Source organism: Seohaeicola sp. (genome assembly GCF_048006315.1).
Taxonomy (GTDB): Bacteria; Pseudomonadota; Alphaproteobacteria; order Rhodobacterales; family Rhodobacteraceae; genus Seohaeicola.
In genome coordinates, this window is sequence record NZ_CP180350.1 from 3918804 (window position 1) to 3942286 (window position 23483).

Genomic DNA, 23483 nt, shown 5'->3' on the forward strand with positions numbered 1-23483 from the left:
TACGCCGGGGGCGTTTCTTGATCTCTCTCAACACCGGCAATGGTGTTTTCGCCTATGCTGTTTCTGGCATGAACGGGCCGTAGCGGCTGAATTACCGCAGGGCCTGCAGGCATCCTGCGTTTGCGCGGATCAAACCGATGGGGGAGCGATGAAAACGAAAATCGTGATGGCCCTTGTTATCGCTCTTCTGGCAACCGGATGCGTTCCTGTTCCTTCGCAAACCACTACCGTCGTCTACGAGGCGCAGGGCCCGGGTGCCGAGAAAGGCACGGGCGGCGGCTGCACGGGTGTCGCCTGGTCCTACTACCAATTCAATCTGGATGACCCTGGTCTTCCCGTTCCCGCCTGGCGCACTAAACCGGAAGAGGTCAGGGTCAGCGTCCTGCCAAAAGACGATGTGCTCGAGGTGATGTTCACGGGCTGGTCCACAAGAAGCCGCAAGTCGATTGACTTCGACGCGTCGGACATTCGGATCAGGCTTGATGGCAAGCCGCGCCAGCCCCGAAAGAGTTCCGAAAACCGGTATACGGATTTCATGTGGGGAACCTCGCTGAGTTTGGAAATCGACATCGGCGCGGGGTTGCCTGCAACAGTGACGCTCGACACAGGGCGCGGGGCCATGGTCGTCGATGGCAAGGCTTTCCCCCTTCCGGTCATGACGTTCAAACGCGCGACACGGACCACGACGATGCTTACGCGGCCATTGAATTGCTGAACAATGCCAGCGCGCAGAAGGTCTTTGGGCTCTTTTGACCTCTCATGCCTGACTGGTGCGCACGGCTTCTATCGTCGCTGTCCCCTTTCGGCACGGCCCCATACCCTTGCCAAGCGCTCAATCTTCATGACCAACTCATGAACGCGCCCGCGTAACCCGTTGAAATCCCGTAATCTGAAAAATGTCCCATCATGGGACAGGCCTTCAGCCCAATAAAAAACCGCCCCGGCGTCGCGCGGACGGGGGCGGTTCAATCAGCCACATAGGCCGGATTACTTCGGCAGCGGTCCGATCAGCATGATCATCTGGCGGCCTTCCATCTTGGGGAAGTTCTCGACGCGGCCCACTTCCTTGGTGTCCTCCGCGACCCGCTCCAGCAATTCGCGGCCCAGGTTCTGGTGCGCCATCTCGCGGCCGCGGAAACGCAGGGTGATCTTCACCTTGTCGCCTTCATCGAGGAACTTGAAGACCGAGCGCATCTTGACCTCGTAGTCATGCTTGTCGGTGTTCGGGCGGAACTTGATTTCCTTGATCTCGATGATCTTCTGCTTCTTGCGCGCTTCGAACTCGCGCTTCTGCGTCTCGTACTTGTATTTGCCGAAATCCATGATCTTGCAGACCGGCGGCACGGCATTGGGAGAGATCTCGACCAGGTCAAGGCCCGCTTCCTCGGCCATCACAAGGGCCCGCTCGGGCGTGACGACGCCGACGTTCTCGCCATCTGCGCCGATCAGCCGGATTTCGGGGGCGCGGATGCGTTCGTTGATGCGGGGGCCTGTTTCGCGCTGCGGGGGCGCGTTATGCGGTCTGCGGGCTATGGTATTGTTCCTTCATTTGTTGGCATATTTCGCGCCGCAACCTAACCTTGGGCGAAGCTTTCTTCAAGCGTCAAATCGGCTGATCCCTGCCGACAAATCCGGGCCGGGGTTGTGATGGCTGTGCAGGCTTCTCATCTGGAGGGCAGGGGCGCGTCCCGGCACGCGGGGTGCGCCATCCACAGAGAAAGGAAGACAGCCATGAACAAGACCGTGTTGACCGCCGTGGCGGCCCTGGTTGCGGGTGCTGCCATCTACATGACCCTGCCCGACAGGACCACGGACATTCCCGCGGTGGATACCGCGACGCCCGCCGCGCCGCCCGAGGTACCGGCCCCTGCCGCGCCGGAACCCGCGCCTGCACCTGCCGAAACGGCTGCACCGACAGCAGAGGAAACCGTCGAGCAGGCGCGCGAGGCGACGCAGGATGCCGCGCAGCAGGCCACAGAGGCCGCGCGCGACATCGCCGAGGAGGCCGCGACCGCCGTCAATCGCGCGGTGGACGAGGCCACGACAGCCGCAGACACGGCCGCGCAGGCCGTGGCCGATGCCGCGCGCGAGGCGCTGAACACCGCCACGGGCGCCAATCCGGCCAGCCCCGAGGCATCCGCCGCGGCACTTGCGTCAATCGCCGCCAAGGCCGGCATGACCGAGGCGGATGTCGAGGCGGTGCTGAGTGTCGAGGGCTTTGATCAGGATCGCGCGGCGGCGATCATCGCGGCCTCGGACCTGGGTGATCTGCGCAAGACGCTGCTGACGACCGCGCTTGAGCAGGCGCAGGGTAATCCCGACTTGCTGCGGCTGGCGCTGGACCAGACCAGGGGCGCCCTGGGCCTTTGACCGGCCCCGCGTGAATGGCGAAGGCCGCGCCGGTATGCCCGGACGCGGCCTTTTTTCTGTGATGCGGGGTCGATCAGCCGACGAAGGCCTTTTCCACCACGTATTCGGCAGGGTCCGAATTTGCCCCCTCGCGCAGGCCGAACCCTTCCAGAACCGTTTTCATGTCGGTGTTGAAATCCAGCGATCCGCAGACCATGCCGCGATCCGTCTCGGGGTTGATCGGCGCAATGCCCAGATCGGCGAAGACCTTGCCGCTGGTCAGGTTGTCGGTGATCCGGCCCATCTGCGCGCTGTCCTCGCGCGTGGTGGTGGGATAGTAGCGCAGCTTTCCGGCCACGAATTCCCCGATCAGCGGATCCTCGGGCAGGCTTTCGACCAGCTGACGGCCGTATTCCAGTTCGGCCACGTCGCGGCAGGTGTGCATCATGATCACCTCGTCATACCGCTCGTATGTCTCGGGGTCGCGCATCAGGCTGGCGAAGGGCGCAAGGCCCGTGCCGGTGGCGAAGAACCACAGCCGCTTGCCGGGCAAAAGCGCGTCCAGCACCAGCGTGCCCACGGGCTTGGGCCGCAGGATGATCTGATCGCCCGGTTCGATATGCTGCAGTTTCGATGTCAGCGGCCCGTCCTGGACCTTGATCGAATAGAACTCCAGCTCCTCGTCCCAGCTGGGCGAGGCGATGGAATAGGCGCGCAGCAAGGGTTTGCCATTCTCGCCCATCAGGCCGATCATCACGAATTCCCCCGACCGGAACCGCAGGCTTTGCGGGCGCGTCACGCGGAAGGAAAACAGCCGGTCCGTCCAATGGGTCACGGATGTCACCGTCTGGGCATCGGGCAGGGTGGGCACTTTGGGAACGGAAATCTCGGTCACGGTCAGGCTTTCGGTCATATGCATCATGCCGGAAGTAAACCGGCATCCTTTGTCTATCTTTGATCCATGTCAGATGAAAGCGCGGGATTACCCGCGCAGACGCGCCTGGTAGTCATGCGCGCGCCAGTCGGCACGGGCCAGCCATTGCGCCTCGGGTTGGCGGGCGGCCAGGGCTGCGGGGATTTCCACCTCGTCGAAGCCTGCCCGCCGCGCCATCGCGTATTGATCCGCGATCACATGGCCCGCCGCGCGCAGCCGCCCCGCATAGCCGCGCAGCCGCAGCCGACGCGCCAGGGTAAAGCCGCGCCCATCGGCAAAGCTGGCAAAGGGAATGCGGATGATCTGCAACGCGTCCAGGGTCAGGGTGTCGGGATCGGCCTCGGCGGGCAGGTCCAGCGCCAGCGTGTCCGGCGTGACCTCGGCCAGCGGGGTGAAGGGATGCGGCCAATCCTCGGCCGCAAAGCCGCTGTCGCGCACGATGACGGTGCTGTTCGATGTCATTGTCCTGCTCCTGTCCTGACCATCTTGCCATTCACGAAATGAATGCCGCATTCTTCCTTGGCGGCGCCCCGCCAGCGGCCTGCGCGCTCGTCCTCGCCCGGTTTGACGGGCGATGTGCAGGGGGCGCAGCCGATCGAGGGATAGCCCCGCGCCACCAGCGGATGCCGGGGCAGGCGGTTGTTGATCATGTAATCCTGCACATCCGCCTTGTCCCAATGGGCCAGCGGATTGACCTTGAGCCGCCCGTCGGTATCTGCCTCGAAAAACTCGAGCGCGGCACGGGTCGAGGCCTGGAACCGTTTGCGCCCCGTGATCCATGCGTCGAACCCGTCCAGCGCGCGTTCCAGCGGTTCTGTCTTGCGCAGCGCGCAGCAGCCATCGGGATCGGTGCGGTGCAACTGCCCGTCAGGGTCCTTGGCGGCCACCGCGACCGGCTGCGCGTGGATGATGCGCAGATCGGTCAGGTCCAGCCGTGCGGCCACCTGCCGCTGGTAGTCCAGCGTTTCGGCAAACAGCATCTGCGTGTCGATGAAGAGGACCGGCACCGTGCGGTCGATCATCGCCAGCATATGCAGCAGCACGACGCTTTCCGCCCCGAACGAGCTGACCAGTGCGATGCGGCCGACCTGTGCATCGGACAGGGCATGGCGCAGCACCGCGCTGGCCGCATGGTGGCGGTAGCGCGCGTTCAGATCGTCTGCGCGCACCGCGACCGGGGCAAGGGGGGCCTCAAGCGGCATGGCGGTCGCGCGCCTCGGGGTAGAGTGCCGCCTTGAACGGGGCCACACCCAGCCGGCGATAGGCCTGCAGGAAGGTTTCCGACGCCTCCTCGCGCAGCGCCAGATAGGCGCGGATCAACCGTTCGATGGCCGGCAGCAGATCCTCGGCGGCAAAGCCCGGGCCCGCGCGTTCGCCGATCACCGCATCCTCGGTGCCGTCGCCGCCCAGCGTGATCTGGTAGTTTTCCACGCCCGCGCGGTCCAGACCAAGGATGCCGATATGGCCGACATGGTGATGGCCGCAGGCGTTGATGCAGCCCGAGATCTTGATCTTCAGGGGGCCGATGTCATGCTCCAGCTTCAGCGCCTCGAAATGGGTTGCGATCTCTTGCGCGATGGGGATCGACCGGGCCGTGGCCAGCGCGCAGTAATCCATGCCGGGGCAGGCGATGATGTCGCTGATCAGCCCGATATTGGCGGTGCCCAGACCTGCGGCCTTCAACGCCGCATGGAGGGCAGGCAGATCGGCGCGCGCCACATGGGGCAGGATCACGTTCTGCTCATGGCTGATGCGCAGCTCGTCATAGGCATATTTCGCCGCCAGATCGGCCATCAGGCGCATCTGGCCTGCGGTGGCATCGCCCGGTGTCGCGCCATGCGCCTTGAGGCTGATGGACACGATGGCATGATCGGCGCGCCGGTGCGCCGCAAGGTTCGTATCGGCCCATGACCGGAACACGGGATCGTTCTGATAGGCGATGTCGAAGGGATGCGTGTCGCGCGCGGCAAAGGCGGGCGGGGCGAATTGCGGCTCGATCTGCGCCAGAAGCGCCTGATCTGCACCGTTGAACGCGGTGCGCAGGGTGGCGAACCGTTCCTCGACCAGATCGCGGATGGTGTCGATCCCGTTCTCGTGCACGGTGATCTTGATGCGCGCCTTGTACTTGTTGTCGCGCCGTCCCAGCAGGTTGTAGACGCTGACGATCGCCTCGAGATAGGGCAGAAGGTCGCCGCGCGGCAGGAAAGGCCGGATCACCTGTCCGATCATCGGGGTGCGGCCAAGGCCACCGCCCACGATCACCTCGAAACCCGTCTCGCCATCCCGTTCCACCATGCGCAGCCCGATGTCATGGGCGCGGGTCACGGCGCGGTCATTGGGGCTGCCGGTCACGGCGATCTTGAACTTGCGCGGCAGGAACTGGAATTCGGGGTGATCCGTGGACCATTGCCGGATCAGCTCGGCCACGGGACGCGGATCGGCCAGCTCGTCCGCCGCAGCACCCGCGAAATGGTCGGCGGTCACGTTGCGGATCGTGTTGCCGCTGGTCTGGATGGCGTGCAGCCCCACCTCGGCCAGGGCGTCCAGCATGTCGGGCACATCGGACAGTTTGGGCCAGTTGTACTGGATGTTCTGGCGGGTGGTGAAATGGCCGTAGCCCTTGTCCCATTTTTCCGCCAGCACGGCCAACTGCCGCATCTGGGCGCTGTTCAGCGTGCCATAGGGAATGGCGACCCGCAGCATATAGGCATGCAGCTGAAGATAGAGCCCGTTCATCAGGCGCAGCGGCTTGAATTCATCCTCGGTCAGCGATCCGTCGATGCGGCGGGCGACCTGCGCGCGGAACTGGGCGTTGCGTTCGGCCAGAAAGGCGCGGTCGAATTCGGAATACTCATACATGCGCGGCATCCTCCTGCTTGCCGTGGGCGTAGTTGGACGGTCCCTTGCGGCGGAAATCCTCGCGGAAATGCGCGGGCTGGGGGCCGTGCGCGCCGGGGATCACATCGGCGAGGTAGGCGCCCACCACGCGATGGGGCTGGCGCTGTGCGTCAAGCAGGCGCAACTGGGCGATGGCCTCGTCCTCGATCACCTCGGCCTGCGACAGGCTGCGGGTCCAGCTGTCATCGGCGGCAAGATAGATCACGTCGCCTTCGATCAGCGCATTCGCGGTGACGACCTTGGGTGTGAAACGGGGCATTGACCTCTCCTTGACGCGGGATCCGAAGCAGTCCGCTTTCGGTTTGACCTTTGCGACAATATAGGAAATATTCCCATGAAAGCGCCAGTATCCCCGGCAGATAAGGAATATTGTTTCTGTCAAATCGGAATGGTGTGATGAAATTCCACTTGAACGGAGTCAAAGGAAATGTCGATCCGATTGGATGCCACGGACAGGAAAATTCTGGCAGAGTTGCAGCGCGATGCAGGACAGTCGCTGGACGAGATCGCCAAGCAGGTGGGGTCTTCGAAGACACCCGTATGGAACCGGATCCGCAAGATGCGCGAGGCGGGAATCATGGGGCCGCAGACCGTGATCCTTGATGCCGAGGCGCTGGGATTCGAGGCCTGTTTCTTCGTGCTGATCCGCACTTCGGAACATGAGGCGGCCTGGCAGGCGGCGTTCCTGAAGGCGCTGCAAAGCCGCCCCGAGGTGCAGGAGGCGCATCGCCTGGCTGGTGATATCGACTATATCCTGAAGGTGCGGGTCAAGAATGCGCGTGCCTATGACGCCTTCTACCAGGCGCTGATTTCCGAGGTGAAGGTCCATAACGTGACGGCCCTTCTGTCGATGGAGGAGATCAAGTCCACCACCGCGCTGCCGATCTGACGCGCCTGCCTGCCTGCGTGACGCGGCGCGGGCGGCGGGGTTGGATGGATATTTGAGGCAAGAAGAAACCGGGATCAGGTTTCGACCATCAGCGCCTCCAGCCCGTGGAAATGGTAGCTGTCGGCGAAGCGCGCCGGCGCGGCCAGCCGCAGGTCCGGGCAGCGCTGGAACAGGACGCCAAGGGCGATCTGCATCTCGAGCCGGGCCAGCGGCGCGCCGAGGCAGAAATGCAGCCCCGCGCCGAAACCCATGTGCGGCGTGCCGGGACGGGCCGGATCGAACCGGTCAGGATCCTGCCAGACGCCGGGATCGCGGTTGGCGGCGCCCAGAAGCACGCCCACGCGGTCGCCGCGGCGGAAGACATGGCCGTGGACTGTCATTTCTTCGTAGGCGTAGCGGGTGAACATGTGCAGCGGCGGATCCAGACGCAGCAGTTCCTCGACCGTGGCGCCGATGCGGTTGGGTGTCAGATGCGCGCGCGGATCGGGCGTGGACAGCAGCAGGCGGGTGGCGTTGCCGATGGCATGGACCGTGGCCTCATGGCCCGCGTTCAGCAGCAGGATGCAGGTCGAGATCATCTCGGGCGTGGACAGGCGCGCGCCGTCCTGTTCGGCCGCGATCAGATGGGTGATCAGGTCATCGCCGGGTCTGTGGCGCCGCTGGCTGATGTGATCGGAGAGAAAGTCGCTGAAGGCGGCGGCGGCGGCATTGGCGGCCTCTTCCATCGCGCGGGTGCGGCGGGCCTGGTACATGCCGACCATGGCGTGCGACCAGGCCAGCAGATCGGGGGCGCGGTCTTCGGGCACGCCCAGCAGCCGGGCGATGGTGATGACCGGGATCGCCTGCGCATAGGCGGGCAGCAGATCGAAGGGCGCGCCGCGCGGGAAGGCGTTGATCAACCCATGGGCCAGCCTTGCGAGGTCCGGCGCCAGTGCCGCGACCTGGCCCGAGGTGAAGGCCCGCAGCACGAGGCCGCGCAGCCGCTTGTGGCGGGGCGGCTCCAGTTCCAGCATCGAATGATCCTCGATGGCGTAGAAGGCCGCAAGATGCGCGGGCGCGGGGCTGGCCAGTTCGGCGGGGATTTCGCGGCCGAAGCGGCGATCGCGCAGGATCATGTTGACCGCGCCATGGCCGAGTGCGCAGGGGATGCCGTAATCCTCCCACCAGACCAGGGGGCCGCCTTTGCTGCGTACGCGGGCATAAGCCGGATAGGGATCCTGCACGAAGCCGGGATCGGTGGGGGATTGGTGCCAGCGATACATGCGCCAAGGGATGCCCGAGCCCTCTGGTCAAGGCAAGGCCGGAGCGGCTAGATTGTCCCGATGAAACCCGATACCGCCCGCCGCCTTGCGATCTTTGCCCTGTTCCTGCTGGCCGTCGCGACCTTTGCGGCAGGGGTCTGGCGCACGGGCTACCGCCAGGCACTGGACCAGGCCGCGCAGCGCGGCGAGGCTGACCTGCTGCTGGCCTCGGACCGGCTGACGGGGCAATTGCAGCTTTACCAGCAACTTGCGGTGATCATGGCCGCGCATCCGGCGCTGGCGCAGGCCGTGGCCTCGGGTGAGGGGGCGGCGGTGGCCTCGGTTCTGGTGGCGACCGCCGACAAGACCGGGGCGATGGATATCCAGCTGGCCGACCGGCAGGGCCGGGTGCTGGCCAGCGCCAAGGGGCTGGCCGATCCGGCCCTTGCGGGCAGCACCTACTTCCAGCGTGCGATGACCGGCGCATTGGGCGAAGGTCACGGCATCAACCCGATTGGCGGGCAACGCAGCTACACTTTTGCGGCGCCCCTCTTTGGCCCGGATGGCCGGGTGCAGGGCGCGGTGATGGTGCTGGCCGATATCGGCCTGGTCGAGGCCGAATGGCGCGGCGCGCGCCCCACCGTGTTCTTCACCGATGACACCGGACTGGTCTTCATCACCAACCGGTCCGAACTGTTGCTCTGGACGCGGGCACCGGGGCAGGTGGGCCTGTCGCCGCCTGCGGGGACGGCGGGTGAATTTTCCTTCACGCTGCAGGGCGATCACGTGGTCTGGCACGAAAGCTGGAGCCCCTATATCCCGGCCCGTGCGCTGCATCTGTCGCGCGATCTGCCGGTGATCGGCATGCGCGCCGAGGCGCTGGTCGATGTCGAACCCGCGCGCCGGCTGGCTACCCTGCAGGCGGGGCTTGTGGCGGCCGTGTGCCTGGCATTCGGCGCGCTGCTGTTCCTGGCGACCGAGCGGCGGCGCACGCTGGCCCTGGCCAATGCGCGGCTGGAAGGCCGCGTGGCCGAGCGCACGCGCGAGCTGTCGGGCGCCAATGCAGCACTGCGCCGCGAGGTCAGCGAACGTATCGCCGCCGAGGCCGCGCTGAAGAAGGCGCAGGACGACCTTGTGCAGGCGGGCAAGCTGTCGGCGCTGGGCCAGATGAGCGCGGGCATCAGCCACGAATTGAACCAGCCCTTAATGGCAATCCGCCAATATGCCGAGAATGGCGCTGCCCTGCTGGAACGCGGCAAGCCCGATGTGGCCGCCCAGAACCTGCGCCGCATCGGTGATCTGGCGCATCGGATGGGGCGCATCATCCGCAACCTGCGCGCCTTTGCCCGGCAGGAACGCGAGCCGATGGGGCAGGTCGATCTGGTGGCGGTGGTCAATGCCGCGCTGGAACTGTCCGAATCCCGGCTGGCCCGCGACGGTGTCGAGGTCCGGTGGCAGCCGCCTGCGCCGATCCATGTGATCGGGGGCGAGGTGCGGCTGGGCCAGGTTCTGGTCAACCTGATCGGGAATGCGGCCGATGCGATGGCGGGGTTGCCTGTGCGGCGCATCGCGATCTCGTTGCGCCGTCATGACGACCGGGTGTTGCTGGAGGTGGCCGATACCGGCCCCGGCATCGAAGAGCCGGAAAAAATCTTCGATCCGTTCTACACCACAAAGGCGGTGGGGGCGGCCGAGGGCATGGGGCTGGGGCTGTCGATCTCTTACGGGTTGGTGCAAAGCTTTGGTGGGGCGATCCGCGGACGCAACCGGCCCGAGGGCGGCGCCATCTTCACGGTGGAACTGACCCCCGCCACAGGCCCGGACATGGCCGCCCCGGAGGCTGCGGAATGATCCGGCAGGTGCTGATCGTCGATGATGACGCCGCCGTGCGCGAGGCACTGGCCCAGACGCTGGAACTGGCGGACCTGGCCCCGCGCTGCACCGGCAGTTTCATCGAGGCGAAGGATCATATCTCGGAAGGGTTCGAAGGGGTGATCCTGTCCGACATCCGCATGCCGGGGCGCGACGGCTTCTTCCTGCTGGACCATACCCGCAAGCTGGACCCCGACCTGCCGGTGATCCTGCTGACCGGCGAGGGGGACATCCCCATGGCCGTGCGCGCGATGGGGCAGGGCGCCTTCGGATTTCTGGAAAAGCCCTGCGCGGCGGCCGATCTTCTGGCCGAGGTCGAGCGCGCCCTGAAAACCCGTGCGCTGGTGCTGGAGAACCGCCGCCTGAAGGCCCAGCTGGAAGCAGGCGATCCGGCGGCGCGGTTGCTGTTCGGCACATCGCCCTTGGCGCGCGCGCTGCGCGACAGGGTGCGCGCCGTGGCCCGCACCCGCGCCGAGGTTCTGGTCAGCGGCCCGCCCGGCAGCGGCATTTCCAAGGTGGCCGAGGTCATTCACCTGTGTTCGGCCATGGCCAAGGGGCCTTTCGTCAAGGTGCCTGCCGCGGGTCTGGACGCGGCGGGGGTGGCCGCGGCGATGGATAGCGCCAAGGGCGGCAGCCTGTTCCTGGACGAATTGGGCGCGATGCCCGCCGAGGCGCAATTCGCCCTGCTGGAGCAGTTGGAAACCGATCAGGATCTGCGGCTGATCGCGGGCAGCAGCGGTGATCTTGCGGCGCAGGTGGCCGAAGGGCGGATGAACCCGGATCTCTATTACCGGCTGGATGTGATGCCTGTGCGGATCCCCGCCCTGGCCGAGCGGACCGAGGATATTCCGGTGCTGTTCCGTCACTATGTTGCGCAGGCCAGCGAACAGGCGGGGCTGACCCCGCCGCCTGTCGGCCCCGAGGTGATCGGCGCGCTGATGGCGCGTGACTGGCCCGGAAATGCCCGCGCGCTGATGTCGGCGGCGATGCGCTTTGCCCTGGGGCTTGGCGTCGGGGAAGGGGGCGATGGCGTGGCCGGGCAGGAGCCCGGCCGCGGTCTGGCCGAGCAGATGGCGCAGGTCGAACGCTCGATCCTGGTGGCGGCGCTGCGGCGTCATGCGGGCCGCGCGGCCGAGGCCGCGCGCGAGCTGAAACTGCCGCGCAAGACGCTTTACGACAAGCTGACGCGCTATGGTCTGCGGCCCGAGGATTTCCGCTGAGCGCCGATGCGCCGGGGGCATCCGACGCCGTCCGGGGGGATTCGCCGCGTTGATTCGGCTTGCTGATTCGCTGCAGGTTGTGCGGATTCCCGCAATATGCTGCCCGAACCTGTGCGGTTTTCCGCACAGGTTGCAGCAGGCGCAACCCGGCCATGCGCTGTGCGCAGGGGCAAGTCGTTGCCATTCTTGGGTTTTCTCGATCTGCCTGAGAAATGCGCACATTTGCTTGAGACTTGCGTGATCGCGGTCAGTGTTTGCACCGCAGCGCCCCTTGCAGGGGCAAGTCATGCAACGTCTCAATTCTGGGAGGAGAGACCTATGAAATTCCTGACATCCGCCGCAATGGCACTGGCCCTCACCGTGACCGCCGGCGCCGCCGCCGCAGCCTGCGATCCGGGCGAAATCGTCATCAAGTTCAGCCATGTGACCAACTCGGACAAGCACCCAAAGGGCATCGCCGCCACCCTGTTCGCCGAGCGCGTGAACACCGAGATGAACGGCAAGGCCTGCATGGAAGTGTTCCCGAACTCGACCCTCTACACCGACGAGAAGGTGCTTGAGGCGATGCTGCAGGGTGACGTCCAGTTCGCTGCCCCCTCGCTGTCGCTGTTCGAGCCGATCACCAAGCAGTTCCGCCTGTTCGACCTGCCCTTCATGTTCAAGGACATTGCAGCCGTTGACGCGTTCCAGGCATCGGGCACCGGCCAGGAGATGCTGCAGTCGATGACCCGCCGTGGCGTTCTGGGCCTGGGCTTCTGGCACAACGGGATGAAGCAGTTCTCGGCCAACAAGCCGCTGATCTCGCCCGAGGATGCAAAAGGCCTGAAGTTCCGCGTGCAGCCCTCCGACGTGCTGGTCGCACAGATGAACGCGCTGGGCGCCACCGCACAGCCGATGGCCTTCGCCGAAGTTTACGGCGCGCTGCAGACCGGCGTTGTCGACGGTCAGGAAAACAGCTGGTCCAACATCTATGGCCAAAAGTTCTTCGAAGTGCAGGACGGTATCACCGAAACCAACCACGGCATCATCGACTACATGGTCGTGACCAGCGTCGACTGGTGGGAATCGCTGGACGCCGACGTGCGTGACCAGCTGGCGACGATCCTTGACGAGGTGACCACCTCGCGCAACGCGGCCGTTCTGGAAGTCGACCGCGCGGCACGCCAGTCGATCCTGGATGCCGGCGGCAAGATCGTCGAGCTGACACCCGAGCAGCGCGCGGCATGGGTCGAAGCCATGAAGCCCGTCTGGGCGCAGTTCGAAGCCGAAGTCGGCGCCGAGAACATCGCGGCGGCACAGGCCTTCAACAACTGATCCGACCGGATCACAGGGGGTGCGCCATGACCGGCGCACCCCATCGTTCCGTTTCGGAACACAAGTTCACATTCATTGGGGGGACTGCCGATGTCTGGGCCTGGCCGATACGAGCCGCGCAGCATGCTGGGAAAGGTCGTGCACGAGTTCGAGGAGACGGCGATCGCCGTGATGCTCGGGCTGATGACGCTGCTGACCTTCGTCAACGTCATCATGCGCTATGTCTTCAATTCGATGGTGATCTGGGGCCTTGAGGTCGTTCTGGTCCTGTTCGCCTGGCTGGTGCTGTTCGGCGTCGCCTATGCGTTCAAGGTGACGGCGAACCTGGGCGTGGACGCCATCATCTCGGTCGTTTCGCCGCGCACGCGTTATCTGCTTGCGCTGCTGTCGGCCGCCTGCTGCCTCGCCTATGCGCTGCTGATCGCCAAGGGGGCCTGGGATTACTGGGCGCCGTTTGCCGGCTTGCAGCAGACCACCGGGCACTGGTTCCCCACCGGGTTCGACGCCAATACCCGCGACCGCGCCTTCTTCGAGACCGATCAGGTCCCGATGCTTGAATGGCTGCGCTGGCTGGAGGATGCGATCAACCAGGGCGAGGCCTATTCCAAGATGCCGCGCATGATCCCCTACATGATCCTGCCGATCGCCGCCGCGCTGATGCTGTTCCGCATCATCCAGGTGACGATCCGCATCGTGAAGGGCGAACAGCACAGCATGATCGTCAGCCACGAGGTCGAGGACGCGCTGGACGAAATCGCCAAAAACCGCCGCGAAGAGGTGTAACCCATGGACGTCTTTATCCTTTTCGCGATGGTCATCGGCCTGATGCTGATCGGCGTTCCGATCGCCGTGTCGCTGGGCCTGTCCTCGATCCTGTTCATGCTGGCGCTCAGCGATACGTCGCTGGCGGCCGTGGCGGCATCGCTCTACAACGGGATGGCGGGGCATTACACGCTGCTGGCGATCCCCTTCTTCGTGCTGGCCTCAAGCTTCATGTCCACAGGCGGCGTGGCGCGGCGGATCATCCGCTTCTCCATCGCGCTGGTGGGGCATCTGCCGGGCGGTCTGGCCATCGCGGGCGTCTTTGCCTGCATGATGTTCGCAGCCCTTTCGGGGTCCAGCCCCGCCACCGTGGTGGCGATCGGCACGATCGTGATCGCGGGCATGCGGCAGGTCGGCTACACACGCGATTTCGCGGCCGGCGTGATCGCGGTCGCCGGCACGCTGGGCATCCTGATCCCGCCCTCCATCGTGATGGTGGTCTATGCCTCGGCCACGGATGTGTCGGTGGGGCGGATGTTCCTTGCGGGCGTCATTCCGGGCCTTCTGGCCGGTTTCATGCTGATGACCACGATCTATGTCATGGCCCGCGTGCGCAACCTGCCCAAGGGCGAGTGGCTGGGCTGGGGCGAGGTGTGGTCCTCGGGCCGCGATGCGGGCTGGGGCCTGATGCTGATCGTCATCATCCTGGGCGGCATCTACGGCGGCATCTTCACACCCACCGAAGCGGCGGCTGTCGCGGCGGTCTATGCCTTCCTGATCGCCTGTTTCGTCTATCGCGACATGGGGCCGCTTGCGCGCCCCGAGGGCGAGCGCAACCTGACCCTGCTGGACAGGCCCATCGCGCTGGTCACGGCCTTCTTTCACCGTGACATCCGCAATACCCTGTTCGAGGCAGGCAAGCTGACCGTCACGCTGATGTTCATCATCGCCAATGCGCTGATCCTGAAGCACGTCCTGACGGACGAGCAGATCCCGCAGCAGATCGCGGGTGCCATGCTGGCGGCAGGTTTCGGCCCGGTCATGTTCCTTGTGATCGTGAACGTCATCCTGCTGATCGGCGGACAGTTCATGGAACCCTCGGGCCTGATCGTGATCGTGGCGCCGCTGGTCTTCCCGATCGCGATGGAACTGGGGATCGACCCGATCCACCTGGGCATCATCATGGTGGTGAACATGGAAATCGGGATGATCACGCCGCCGGTGGGTCTGAACCTCTTCGTGACTTCCGGTGTTGCTGGCATGCCGATGATGCGCGTCGTGCGCGCGGCACTGCCCTTCCTGGCCGTGCTCTTCGTCTTCCTGATCCTGATCACCTATGTTCCGATCATCTCGACATGGTTGCCCACGCTGATGATGGGCCCCGAGATACTGGTGCGCTAGCGCGCCGGGGACAGGAAAAACTGGCGGCGCGGGGGCAACCCCGCGCCGTTTTTCATTCGGAAGCGGTGCGTTGTCAGTATGTCCCGCTGGCCTCCAGGGCCGCGACGATGGGGCAGAAATCATCCGCCGTCAGGCTGGCCCCGCCCACAAGTGCGCCGTCCACATCCGCGACGGCGAATATCTGCGCGGCATTGTCGGCCTTGACCGAGCCGCCATAGAGCAGCCGGATCGCGCCGCCGCTCGCCGCCCCGAAACGGGCGCACAACCGCGCGCGCAGGAAGCCATGCACCTCGGCAATCTGGTCGGTGGTGGCGATGCGGCCCGTGCCGATGGCCCAGACCGGTTCATAGGCGATCACGGTCGTATCGCCTGTGGCACTGTCGGGCACCGAGGCGTCAAGTTGCGCGCCGATCACCTCGAGCGTCGTGCCTGCATCCCGTTCGGCCAGGGTCTCGCCCAAGCAGATCACGGCGATCAGCCCTGCCGCCATCGCGGCTTCGGCCTTGGCGCGCACCGTGGTGCTGTCCTCATGGTGATCGGCGCGGCGTTCGGAATGACCAATGATCACCGCGCCCGCGCCGGCATCGGCCAGTTGGGTTGCGGCCAGATCACCGGTATGGGCACCCGAGGGCGCCATGTGGCAATCCTGCGCCCCGATCATCAGGCTGCGTTGCCCGGTACGGTGGGCCGCCGGATGGATCAGGGTTGCGGGCAGGCAGATCAGCAGATCGACCGCAGGGGTAGGGCAGGCCGCCGCGATGCGGTCAAGCTGGTCCAGATCGGCCAGCATCCCGTTCATCTTCCAATTGCCTGCTGCCAGTTTGCGCCGCATTGTCCGCCCTCCGCCTGTATCCGCCCCTCCTTACAGAGAGGGGACGGCGTTTTCCAGACGCAAGGGCATGGGAGATGCGATCACTTGCCGCCGCGCGCGGCGCTCAGTTCCTCGACATCCTTGAACTTGATCGATTTGCCGCATCCGCAGGCATCCTCGACATTGGGGTTGTTGAACTTGAACCCCGATTCCAGCAGCGATGTCTGATAGTCGATCTGCGTGCCGAACAGGAACATCTGCGCCATCGGCGCGATCATGACGCGCGCGCCGTCCTGTTCCACCACCTCGTCCATCGGGGCGATCTCGGCGGCATATTCCATCGTGTATTCCATGCCGGCGCAGCCGCCTTTCTTGACGCCGATGCGCAGGCCCTTATGGCCATCCTTCTGCATCAGGCGCGCGATCTGGCGCGCGGCGGCCTCGGTCATGGTGACAGCCTGTTTTCCGGGTATGGCGAACATCGTCCGTGCCTCTCAGCGTTTTGTCGGCCGCGCGGGCCGGATCACATGAAGCCCAGCTCCAGCCGGGCCTCGTCGCTCATCATGTCCATGCCCCACTGGGGCTCCCAGGTCAGTTCCACATCCACATGCTTGACGCCGGGCAGCGGCTCGATCGCATCGGCCACCCAACCCGGCATCTCGCCCGCCACGGGGCAGCCGGGGGCGGTCAGCGACATGATCACCCGCACCTCGTTCTCGGGATTGATGTCGATGGTGTAGACCAGCCCCAGATCGTAGATATTCACCGGTATTTCCGGATCATAGACCGAGCGGCAGGCCTCGACGACCTGTTCGTAAAGCGGGTGATCGGTGCTTGAGGGGGCGATCAACGGGGTGCCTTCAAGCGGCTCGGCATTCTGGGTCATTCTTTGTCCTGGGGGCTGTCCTGCGGATTTCCTGACTGAACATATAAGGATAGGGGGCGGATTCGTCCAGTGCCGGCGGCCAGTGTCCGGCTTGTTCCACGCTGATCCCTTGGCTTTTCGCGCGATCTGTCGGATAGGGGGGCAACAGCAAAAGGCTTTCCGATGACACACAGCTCCGCCGCCTTCGGCTTCGACCTGCACGCCACCGACGGAAAGGCGCGTACCGGCGCCATCACGACACCGCGCGGGACGATCCGCACACCGGCCTTCATGCCTGTCGGCACGGCGGCGACGGTCAAGGGCATGATGCCCGAAAGCGTGGCCGCCACCGGCGCCGATATCCTGCTGGGCAACACCTATCACCTGATGCTGCGCCCCACGGCCGAGCGGATCGACCGGCTGGGCGGGTTGCACCGTTTCATGAACTGGGACAAGCCGATCCTGACCGACAGCGGCGGTTTCCAGGTCATGAGCCTGGCCGCCCTGCGCAAGCTGACGGAGGAGGGGGTGACGTTCAAATCCCATATCGACGGTTCGCGTCACCACCTCAGCCCCGAGCGCAGCATGGAGATCCAGCGCCTGCTGGGCAGCGACATCGTGATGTGTTTCGACGAATGCCCGGCACTGCCCGCCACCGATGTGGAGGTCGCGAAATCCATGCGCCTGTCGATGCGTTGGGCGCAGCGATCGCGCGATGCCTTCGGGGACCGGCCGGGGCATGCGCTGTTCGGCATCCAGCAGGGCGGCGTCACGCAGGAGCTGCGCGCGGAAAGCGCCGAGGCGCTGTGCGCCATCGGTTTCGATGGCTATGCCGTAGGCGGCCTTGCCGTGGGCGAGGGGCAGGAGGCGATGTTCGGCGTGCTCGACTACGCGCCCGATATGCTTCCACAGGACAAGCCGCGCTACCTGATGGGCGTGGGCAAGCCCGAAGACATCGTGGGCGCAGTCAAGCGCGGCATCGACATGATGGATTGCGTGCTGCCGTCGCGCTCGGGCCGCACCGGGCAGGCCTTCACCCGTCATGGCGTGGTCAACATCAAGAATGCCCGCCACCAGGACGATCCGCGCCCGCTGGACGAGGCTTGTGGCTGTCCCGCCTGCCGTGGCTACAGCCGGGCCTATCTGCACCATGTCTTCCGCGCGGGCGAGATGATCTCGGGGATGCTGCTGACCTGGCACAACCTGCATTACTACCAGGAATTGATGCAAGGCATGCGCGACGCCATCGCGGCGGGCCGCTTTGCCGCATTCGAGGCCGATTTCCACGCGCAGCGGGCCGAGGGCGACATTCCCCCCCTCTGATCCCGGCGGCACGGTCGGAATGGATATTTGGGGCAAGAAGAAGCTTCAGGTGAAGTGACCCTTCCACACGGGGCCGGTCGGCAGAGGGGCCGGCGGCGGGTGCGGAAGGGGCTTCTCCTTGCACGATCATCGGCGTCCCCGCCTGTACCGCAAGGCGACCATGGGCGATTAACCTTAACATTCGGTTTCTTCTTGCCTTAAATATCCATCCAAGGGTTCAGCGGGCGCGAAGGGGGCAAGTGATGGAATATGGCTATGATCTGGGGGCCTATTCCCGCGTCGTGACCACGGCCTCTGCCGAGGCGCAGCGCTGGTTTGACCGTGGTCTGAACTGGGTCTTCGGGTTCAACCATGCCGAAGCGGTGGTCTGTTTCACGCGCGCGCTTGATGCCGATCCGGGCTGCTCCATGGCACAGTGGGGCATCGCCTATGCGATGGGGCCGAATTACAACATGCCCTGGGTGCTTTACGACGCGGCGGGCAAGGCGGCAGCCCTTGGCCGCGCCCATGCCGCGACACAGGCGGCACTTGCGCTTGTCGATCATGTCAGCCCGCCCGAACAGGCGTTGATCCGCGCGCTGGCCGCGCGCTATCCGCAGGCCGATCCCATCCCCGACATGCGCCCCTGGGACCGGGCCTTTGCCGATGCGATGCGCGCGGCGCATCTGGCCCATCCCCGTGATCCGGATATCCTGTCGGTCACTGCCGAGGCGATCATGGATCTGACCCCCTGGCAGATGTGGGATCTGGCGACAGGCCAGCCCGCGCCGAAGGCCGGCACGCCCGAGGTGCGCGCCATTCTGGAAGGGGCGATGCGCGATCTGCCCGGCGCGATGGCGCATCCGGGTATCCTGCACCTTTACGTGCATCTGATGGAAATGTCGCCTTTCCCGGAAAAGGCGCTGCCGGCGGCAGATGTTCTGCGCACCCTTGTGCCTGACGCGGGCCACCTTGTGCACATGCCCACGCATATCGACGTGCTGTGCGGCAATTACCATGACGCGCTGCACTGGAACCAGGCGGCCATCGCGGCGGATCGCAAATACCTGGATCGCGAGGGTGTGATGAATTTCTACACCGGCTACCGCGTGCACAGCTACCATTTTGCCGTCTATGGCGCGATGTTCATGGGGCAGTACCAGCCCGCATTGGCCGCCGCCGAAGAACTGATCGCGACGATGCCCGCGGATTTCCTGCGCATCGCCTCGCCGCCGATGGCCGATTTCTTCGAAAGCTACCTGGCCGTGAAGCAGCATGTCTACGTGCGCTTCGGCAAGTGGGAGGAGATCATCGCGCAGGATCTGCCGGAGGATCCGGTGCTCTACGCGAACCTGACGGCGATGATCCATTATGCCAAGGGCGTGGCCCATGCCGCATTGGGCCAGGTGGACCTGGCCCGTGCCGAACAGGCGCTGTTCCGCGCGGCGCGCGCGCGGGTGCCCGAGACGCGGCTTTTGCACAACAACCGCTGCCAGGACCTGTTCGCCATCGCCGAAGAGATGCTGTCGGGCGAGATTGCCTATCGCTGCGGCGATTACGAGGCGGCCTTCGCGCATTTGCGCGCCTCGGTCGCGGCCGATGACAACCTGCCCTATGACGAGCCATGGGGCTGGATGCAGCCGACGCGCCACGCGCTGGGGGCACTGCTGCTGGAACAGGGGCGGTTGGCCGAGGCCGAGGCGGTTTACCGCGAGGACCTGGGGCTTGGGGGCAAGCTGACGCGGGCGCAGATCCACCCCGACAACATCTGGGCGCTGCGCGGGCTGATGGATTGCCTGACGGCGCGCGGCGCCGGCGCCACGCCCGAGGCCCGTCTGATCCGGCAGCGGCTGGATCTGGCGCAGGCGCGATCCGATCTGTCGGTCGAGGTGTCGTGTTTCTGTGCGCGCGGCAGGGCCGGCTGAGGGCAGGTGCGCGCGTCATTGATCAAATCGGGCGCATTTCGCGCCTTGCCCTGAACGAGGCAGAGGGGCATTCTGCACGCAGGCGTCACGGGACGACGCTTGAAACTGGGGCATCCGCGCCCCAGATTAACGACAGGTGAATGGAGACGCCCCGGTTGCCGATTGTCGGGATCGCGACGTCTGCCGAACAAAGGACCGAGCATGCAAGAACCCCTGAACCCCTCCTATCCCGTTCTGCCGCTGCGCGATATCGTTGTGTTCCCGCACATGATCGTGCCGCTTTTCGTCGGCCGCGAGAAATCCGTCCGCGCGCTGGAAGAGGTGATGGCCGATGACAAGCAGATCCTGCTGTCCAGCCAGATCGACCCTTCGATCGACGATCCGGCATCCGACGGGATCTACGGCACCGGTGTGCTGGCGAATGTGCTGCAACTGCTGAAGCTGCCCGATGGCACCGTCAAGGTGCTGGTCGAGGGGCAGGCGCGGGTGCGCATCACCGAATACCTGACCAATGACCGCTTTTTCGAGGCGCGCGCCGAATACCTGACCGAGACATCGGGCGATGCCGCCACGATCGAGGCGCTGTTGCGCACGGTGACGGCCGAATTCGAGCGCTACGCCAAGATCAAGAAGAACATCCCCGAAGAGGCGCTGGTCGCCGTGTCGGAAACCACCGACCCCGCCAAGCTGGCGGATCTGGTGGCCGGCCACCTGGGCATCGACGTGGGCCAGAAACAGAACCTTCTGGAAACCCTCAGCGTGAGCGAGCGGCTTGAGAAGGTTTACGGCCTCATGCAGGGCGAGATGTCCGTGCTGCAGGTCGAGAAGAAGATCAAGACCCGCGTCAAAAGCCAGATGGAGCGCACCCAGCGCGAATACTACCTGAATGAGCAGATGAAGGCCATTCAGAAGGAGCTGGGCGACGGCGAGGACGGCGGCAATGAGCTGGCCGAGCTGGAAGAGCGCATCAAGGGCACGAAGCTGAGCAAGGAAGCCCGCGACAAGGCCGAGGCCGAGCTGAAGAAGCTCAAGACCATGTCGCCGATGTCGGCCGAGGCCACGGTGGTGCGCAACTACCTGGACTGGATGCTTGGCCTGCCATGGGGCCTGAAAAGCCGCGTCAAGAAGGACCTGCACAAGGCGCAGGAGGTTCTGGATGCCGATCACTATGGTCTGGAAAAGGTCAAGGAACGCATCGTCGAATATCTGGCGGTGCAGCAGCGCAGCCAGAAGCTGAAAGGCCCGATCATGTGCCTTGTCGGCCCTCCGGGCGTGGGCAAGACCAGTCTTGGCAAATCCGTGGCGCGCGCCACGGGGCGCGAATTCATCCGTATTTCGCTGGGCGGGGTGCGTGACGAATCCGAGATCCGGGGCCACCGCCGCACCTATATCGGCTCCATGCCCGGCAAGATCATCCAGGCGCTGAAGAAGGCCAAGACCACGAACCCGCTGATCCTGCTGGATGAGATAGACAAGATGGGCCAGGATTTCCGGGGCGATCCGGCATCCGCCATGCTCGAGGTGCTGGACCCGGAACAGAACGCCACTTTCGTGGATCACTACCTTGAGGTCGAATATGACCTGTCAAACGTGATGTTCCTGACCACGGCGAACTCCTACAACATGCCCGGTCCCCTTCTGGACCGGATGGAGATCATTTCGCTGGCCGGCTATACCGAGGACGAGAAGCGCGAGATCGCGCGGCACCACCTGATCTCGAAGAAGATCAAGGACCATGGTCTGCGCAAGGGTGAATTCGTGATCACCGATGGCGCGCTGAACGAGATGATCCGCCGCTATACCCGCGAAGCGGGCGTGCGGAACCTGGAGCGCGAGATCGCGAAACTGGCCCGCAAGGCCGTGACGATGATCGTCAAGAAGGAAGCGACCAAGGTCGTGGTGGACGAGGACAACCTGGATACCTTTCTGGGCGTCAAGAAGTTCCGCTATGGTCTGGCCGAGGCAGAGGACCAGATCGGTGTTGTCACCGGGCTGGCCTGGACCTCGGTGGGTGGTGACCTTCTGTCGATCGAGGCGCTGCGCCTGCCGGGCAAGGGCCGCATGAAGACCACGGGCAAGCTGGGCGATGTGATGAAGGAAAGCATCGACGCGGCCAGCTCCTACGTGCGGTCGATCAGCCCGAAGATCGGGGTCAAGCCCACGAAGTTCGACAAGATCGACATCCATGTGCACGTCCCGGACGGGGCAACCCCCAAGGACGGGCCAAGCGCGGGTCTGGCGATGGTCACCTCGATCGTGTCGGTGCTGACGCAGATCCCCGTCCGCAAGGACATCGCCATGACGGGCGAGGTGTCGTTGCGCGGCAATGCGATGCCGATCGGGGGCCTCAAGGAAAAGCTGCTGGCGGCCCTGCGTGGTGGCATCAAGACGGTGCTGATCCCGACCGAGAACGAGAAGGACCTGGCCGAGATTCCGGACAATGTGAAGGAAGGGCTGGAGATCATCCCGGTCAGCCACGTGTCCGAGGTTCTCAAGCTAGCGCTTGTGCGCGAGCCCGAGCCGATCGAATGGGACGAGGAAGCCGAGGAGGCAGCCGCGGCCGCGGCGGTGTCCAAGTCCGAACCCTCAAGCAGCGCCATCGCCCATTGATGGTGCCCATCCGTCAGGGCCGTGTTGCCTGACGGTGTGTCGCAAGATCCTGATCGGCGGTCCTGTTGCGGGGCCGCCGATTTTTCATGCCTTGTCATGCGGACTGCGATATGCGTTTCCTGTAGTGAAACAGATTCATGCCAAAAGGAGTGGTGCTGGTGAGCGGTTCTGAGAAGGTGGTCAAAAAGGTGACAAGCAAACCAAAGACGGCGAAACCTAAGGTTTCGACCGCAAAGCCCAAGCCTGCTGCAAAACCGAAAGCCGCCGCCAAGCCCGTGACACGGGCCACGGCCACGAAGCCGGCGCCGCGCCCCAAGGTGGAACCACCCAAAGCGCCAGCAGTTGTTTCTGATGTGGAAACAAATACCGCCGCTGAAACCACAGCCCCGGCCAAGCCCGCGGCACTGGAGGGGCTGCCACCGGTCAGCGACGCGGTCGCCGCGACCCCCAAGCTGGTGCAATCGTCAACTCCGGCAGTGCAGGGGCCGGAGATGAAGAAACGCGAACTGGTCGATGCGGTTGTCAAACGTTCGGGCGTCAAGAAGAAGGATGCACGGCAGGTCGTCGACGCCATGCTGGCAGTCCTTGGCAAGTCGCTGGCCAACTCGCGCGAGTTGAACCTTCAGCCCCTTGGGCGGCTGAAGGTGACGCGCGTCAAGCAGACCAATGGCGGGCAGGTCATGATCTGCAAGCTGCGCCAGAATGGCGGGGCCGAAAAAGCGGACAAAGAGGCTCTTGCAGAGGACGACGACTGAGTTTAAAAGCCCTCGGACCGGGTGATTAGCTCAGTGGTAGAGCGCTTCGTTCACATCGAAGATGTCAGGAGTTCGAATCTCTTATCACCCACCATCCTTCCTCTAGATGGTCGTCTGACAGCCCCGCCGCGGTGTCGTGCGGGGCTTTCTGTTGCGCCGATGGTTTTGTGATCCGACAGGCGCGAACTGTGCCGATCCGGTCTTGCGCGGGATGTCGGCTTTGGCTAATCAGGCCGCAGGGGTGATTAGCTCAGTTGGTAGAGCGCTTCGTTTACACCGAAGATGTCGGGAGTTCGAGTCTCTCATCACCCACCACGCTTTGCCTTTATCAAGAA

Annotated in this window: 23 protein-coding genes and 2 tRNA genes; 14 read left to right on the forward strand and 11 right to left on the reverse strand. The window is 64.7% G+C overall.

The window, feature by feature from the left end; all coding sequences use genetic code 11:
* Nucleotides 1-148: 148 nt before the first annotated feature.
* Nucleotides 149-715, forward strand: a complete 567-nt coding sequence (locus ACMUJL_RS19350) for a hypothetical protein (protein WP_375571616.1) — start codon at nt 149-151, stop codon at nt 713-715.
* 272 nt (nt 716-987) lie between these two features.
* On the opposite strand, the gene infC is transcribed toward ACMUJL_RS19350, so the two are convergent.
* Nucleotides 988-1533 carry a translation initiation factor IF-3 gene (gene infC, locus ACMUJL_RS19355; protein ID WP_416914449.1) on the reverse strand — a complete coding sequence of 182 codons (546 nt, stop codon included), beginning with the start codon at nt 1531-1533 and terminating at the stop codon, nt 988-990.
* A gap of 198 nt (nt 1534-1731) precedes the next feature.
* Here infC and ACMUJL_RS19360 point away from each other — a divergent pair, with 198 nt between their 5' ends.
* The gene (locus tag ACMUJL_RS19360) at nt 1732-2370 is read left to right on the forward strand and encodes a hypothetical protein (RefSeq protein WP_375571614.1); all 639 of its coding nucleotides are present in this window, start codon (nt 1732-1734) and stop codon (nt 2368-2370) included.
* A gap of 73 nt (nt 2371-2443) precedes the next feature.
* Here ACMUJL_RS19360 and ACMUJL_RS19365 read toward each other — a convergent pair whose 3' ends face one another.
* The 5 genes from ACMUJL_RS19365 to ACMUJL_RS19385 form a co-directional block, all read right to left on the reverse strand.
* Nucleotides 2444-3262 carry a ferredoxin--NADP reductase gene (locus ACMUJL_RS19365; RefSeq protein ID WP_375573824.1) on the reverse strand — a complete coding sequence of 273 codons (819 nt, stop codon included), beginning with the start codon at nt 3260-3262 and terminating at the stop codon, nt 2444-2446.
* Nucleotides 3263-3331: 69 nt separating this feature from the next.
* Entirely contained in the window at nt 3332-3745 is a 414-nt protein-coding gene (locus ACMUJL_RS19370) for a DUF934 domain-containing protein (RefSeq protein ID WP_068294648.1), read from the reverse strand.
* Nucleotides 3742-4485, reverse strand: a complete 744-nt coding sequence (locus tag ACMUJL_RS19375; RefSeq protein WP_068294646.1) for a phosphoadenylyl-sulfate reductase — start codon at nt 4483-4485, stop codon at nt 3742-3744. Before ACMUJL_RS19375 ends, ACMUJL_RS19370 begins: the two co-directional genes overlap by 4 nt.
* Nucleotides 4475-6142 (reverse strand): nitrite/sulfite reductase, encoded by a 1668-nt coding sequence (locus ACMUJL_RS19380; protein ID WP_375571611.1) that lies wholly within the window; start codon nt 6140-6142, stop codon nt 4475-4477. Before ACMUJL_RS19380 ends, ACMUJL_RS19375 begins: the two co-directional genes overlap by 11 nt.
* The gene (locus ACMUJL_RS19385; RefSeq protein WP_375571609.1) at nt 6135-6440 is read right to left on the reverse strand and encodes a DUF2849 domain-containing protein; all 306 of its coding nucleotides are present in this window, start codon (nt 6438-6440) and stop codon (nt 6135-6137) included. The genes ACMUJL_RS19380 and ACMUJL_RS19385 overlap by 8 nt, the downstream gene beginning before the upstream one ends.
* A 168-nt stretch (nt 6441-6608) precedes the next feature.
* On the opposite strand from ACMUJL_RS19385, the gene ACMUJL_RS19390 reads away from it, so the two are divergent.
* Complete coding sequence (locus tag ACMUJL_RS19390; RefSeq protein ID WP_068294637.1) at nt 6609-7070, forward strand: Lrp/AsnC family transcriptional regulator; 462 nt, start codon at nt 6609-6611, stop codon at nt 7068-7070.
* A 74-nt stretch (nt 7071-7144) separates the two neighbouring features.
* Here ACMUJL_RS19390 and ACMUJL_RS19395 read toward each other — a convergent pair whose 3' ends face one another.
* Complete coding sequence (locus ACMUJL_RS19395) at nt 7145-8332, reverse strand: cytochrome P450 (RefSeq protein ID WP_375571606.1); 1188 nt, start codon at nt 8330-8332, stop codon at nt 7145-7147.
* A 60-nt stretch (nt 8333-8392) separates the two neighbouring features.
* Between ACMUJL_RS19395 and ACMUJL_RS19400 the strand changes: the two genes are divergently transcribed.
* From ACMUJL_RS19400 to ACMUJL_RS19420, 5 genes are all read left to right on the forward strand, one after another.
* Nucleotides 8393-10162, forward strand: coding sequence for a sensor histidine kinase (locus ACMUJL_RS19400; RefSeq protein WP_375571604.1), 1770 nt, complete (start codon nt 8393-8395; stop codon nt 10160-10162).
* On the forward strand, nt 10159-11403 hold the full coding sequence (locus tag ACMUJL_RS19405) for a sigma-54-dependent transcriptional regulator (RefSeq protein WP_375571602.1): 1245 nt from the start codon (nt 10159-10161) through the stop codon (nt 11401-11403). Before ACMUJL_RS19400 ends, ACMUJL_RS19405 begins: the two co-directional genes overlap by 4 nt.
* 318 nt (nt 11404-11721) lie before the next feature.
* Nucleotides 11722-12717, forward strand: a complete 996-nt coding sequence (locus ACMUJL_RS19410) for a TRAP transporter substrate-binding protein (RefSeq protein ID WP_068294625.1) — start codon at nt 11722-11724, stop codon at nt 12715-12717.
* 123 nt (nt 12718-12840) lie between these two features.
* On the forward strand, nt 12841-13500 hold the full coding sequence (locus ACMUJL_RS19415; RefSeq protein WP_416914407.1) for a TRAP transporter small permease: 660 nt from the start codon (nt 12841-12843) through the stop codon (nt 13498-13500).
* A gap of 3 nt (nt 13501-13503) precedes the next feature.
* Nucleotides 13504-14880: a TRAP transporter large permease gene (locus ACMUJL_RS19420; protein ID WP_068294619.1), complete on the forward strand. Its 1377-nt coding sequence runs from the start codon at nt 13504-13506 to the stop codon at nt 14878-14880.
* A gap of 73 nt (nt 14881-14953) precedes the next feature.
* Here ACMUJL_RS19420 and tpiA read toward each other — a convergent pair whose 3' ends face one another.
* The 3 genes from tpiA to ACMUJL_RS19435 form a co-directional block, all read right to left on the reverse strand.
* Complete coding sequence (tpiA, locus tag ACMUJL_RS19425; RefSeq protein ID WP_375571599.1) at nt 14954-15712, reverse strand: triose-phosphate isomerase; 759 nt, start codon at nt 15710-15712, stop codon at nt 14954-14956.
* 80 nt (nt 15713-15792) lie between these two features.
* Entirely contained in the window at nt 15793-16173 is a 381-nt protein-coding gene (locus tag ACMUJL_RS19430) for a HesB/IscA family protein (protein ID WP_416914408.1), read from the reverse strand.
* Nucleotides 16174-16214: 41 nt separating this feature from the next.
* A complete protein-coding gene (locus tag ACMUJL_RS19435; protein WP_068294610.1) occupies nt 16215-16577 on the reverse strand; it encodes an SUF system Fe-S cluster assembly protein in 363 nt (120 codons plus the stop codon).
* A gap of 162 nt (nt 16578-16739) precedes the next feature.
* On the opposite strand from ACMUJL_RS19435, the gene tgt reads away from it, so the two are divergent.
* The 3 genes from tgt to lon all read left to right on the forward strand — a co-directional run bounded on the left by tgt (nt 16740) and on the right by lon (nt 22393).
* Entirely contained in the window at nt 16740-17879 is a 1140-nt protein-coding gene (tgt, locus tag ACMUJL_RS19440; RefSeq protein WP_416914409.1) for a tRNA guanosine(34) transglycosylase Tgt, read from the forward strand.
* Between the two features lie 242 nt (nt 17880-18121).
* Nucleotides 18122-19783, forward strand: a complete 1662-nt coding sequence (locus tag ACMUJL_RS19445; RefSeq protein ID WP_375571593.1) for a hypothetical protein — start codon at nt 18122-18124, stop codon at nt 19781-19783.
* A 201-nt stretch (nt 19784-19984) separates the two neighbouring features.
* A complete protein-coding gene (gene lon, locus ACMUJL_RS19450) occupies nt 19985-22393 on the forward strand; it encodes an endopeptidase La (RefSeq protein WP_068294601.1) in 2409 nt (802 codons plus the stop codon).
* A 94-nt stretch (nt 22394-22487) separates the two neighbouring features.
* Here the strand turns inward: lon and ACMUJL_RS19455 are convergent, their stop codons facing one another.
* On the reverse strand, nt 22488-22724 hold the full coding sequence (locus ACMUJL_RS19455) for a hypothetical protein (RefSeq protein ID WP_416914410.1): 237 nt from the start codon (nt 22722-22724) through the stop codon (nt 22488-22490).
* Nucleotides 22725-22746: 22 nt separating this feature from the next.
* On the opposite strand from ACMUJL_RS19455, the gene ACMUJL_RS19460 reads away from it, so the two are divergent.
* The 3 genes from ACMUJL_RS19460 to ACMUJL_RS19470 all read left to right on the forward strand — a co-directional run bounded on the left by ACMUJL_RS19460 (nt 22747) and on the right by ACMUJL_RS19470 (nt 23463).
* The gene (locus tag ACMUJL_RS19460) at nt 22747-23148 is read left to right on the forward strand and encodes an HU family DNA-binding protein (protein WP_416914411.1); all 402 of its coding nucleotides are present in this window, start codon (nt 22747-22749) and stop codon (nt 23146-23148) included.
* Nucleotides 23149-23167: 19 nt separating this feature from the next.
* A tRNA-Val gene (locus ACMUJL_RS19465) sits at nt 23168-23242 on the forward strand.
* A 145-nt stretch (nt 23243-23387) separates the two neighbouring features.
* Nucleotides 23388-23463, forward strand: a tRNA-Val gene (locus ACMUJL_RS19470).
* The last annotated feature ends 20 nt before the right edge of the window (nt 23464-23483 follow it).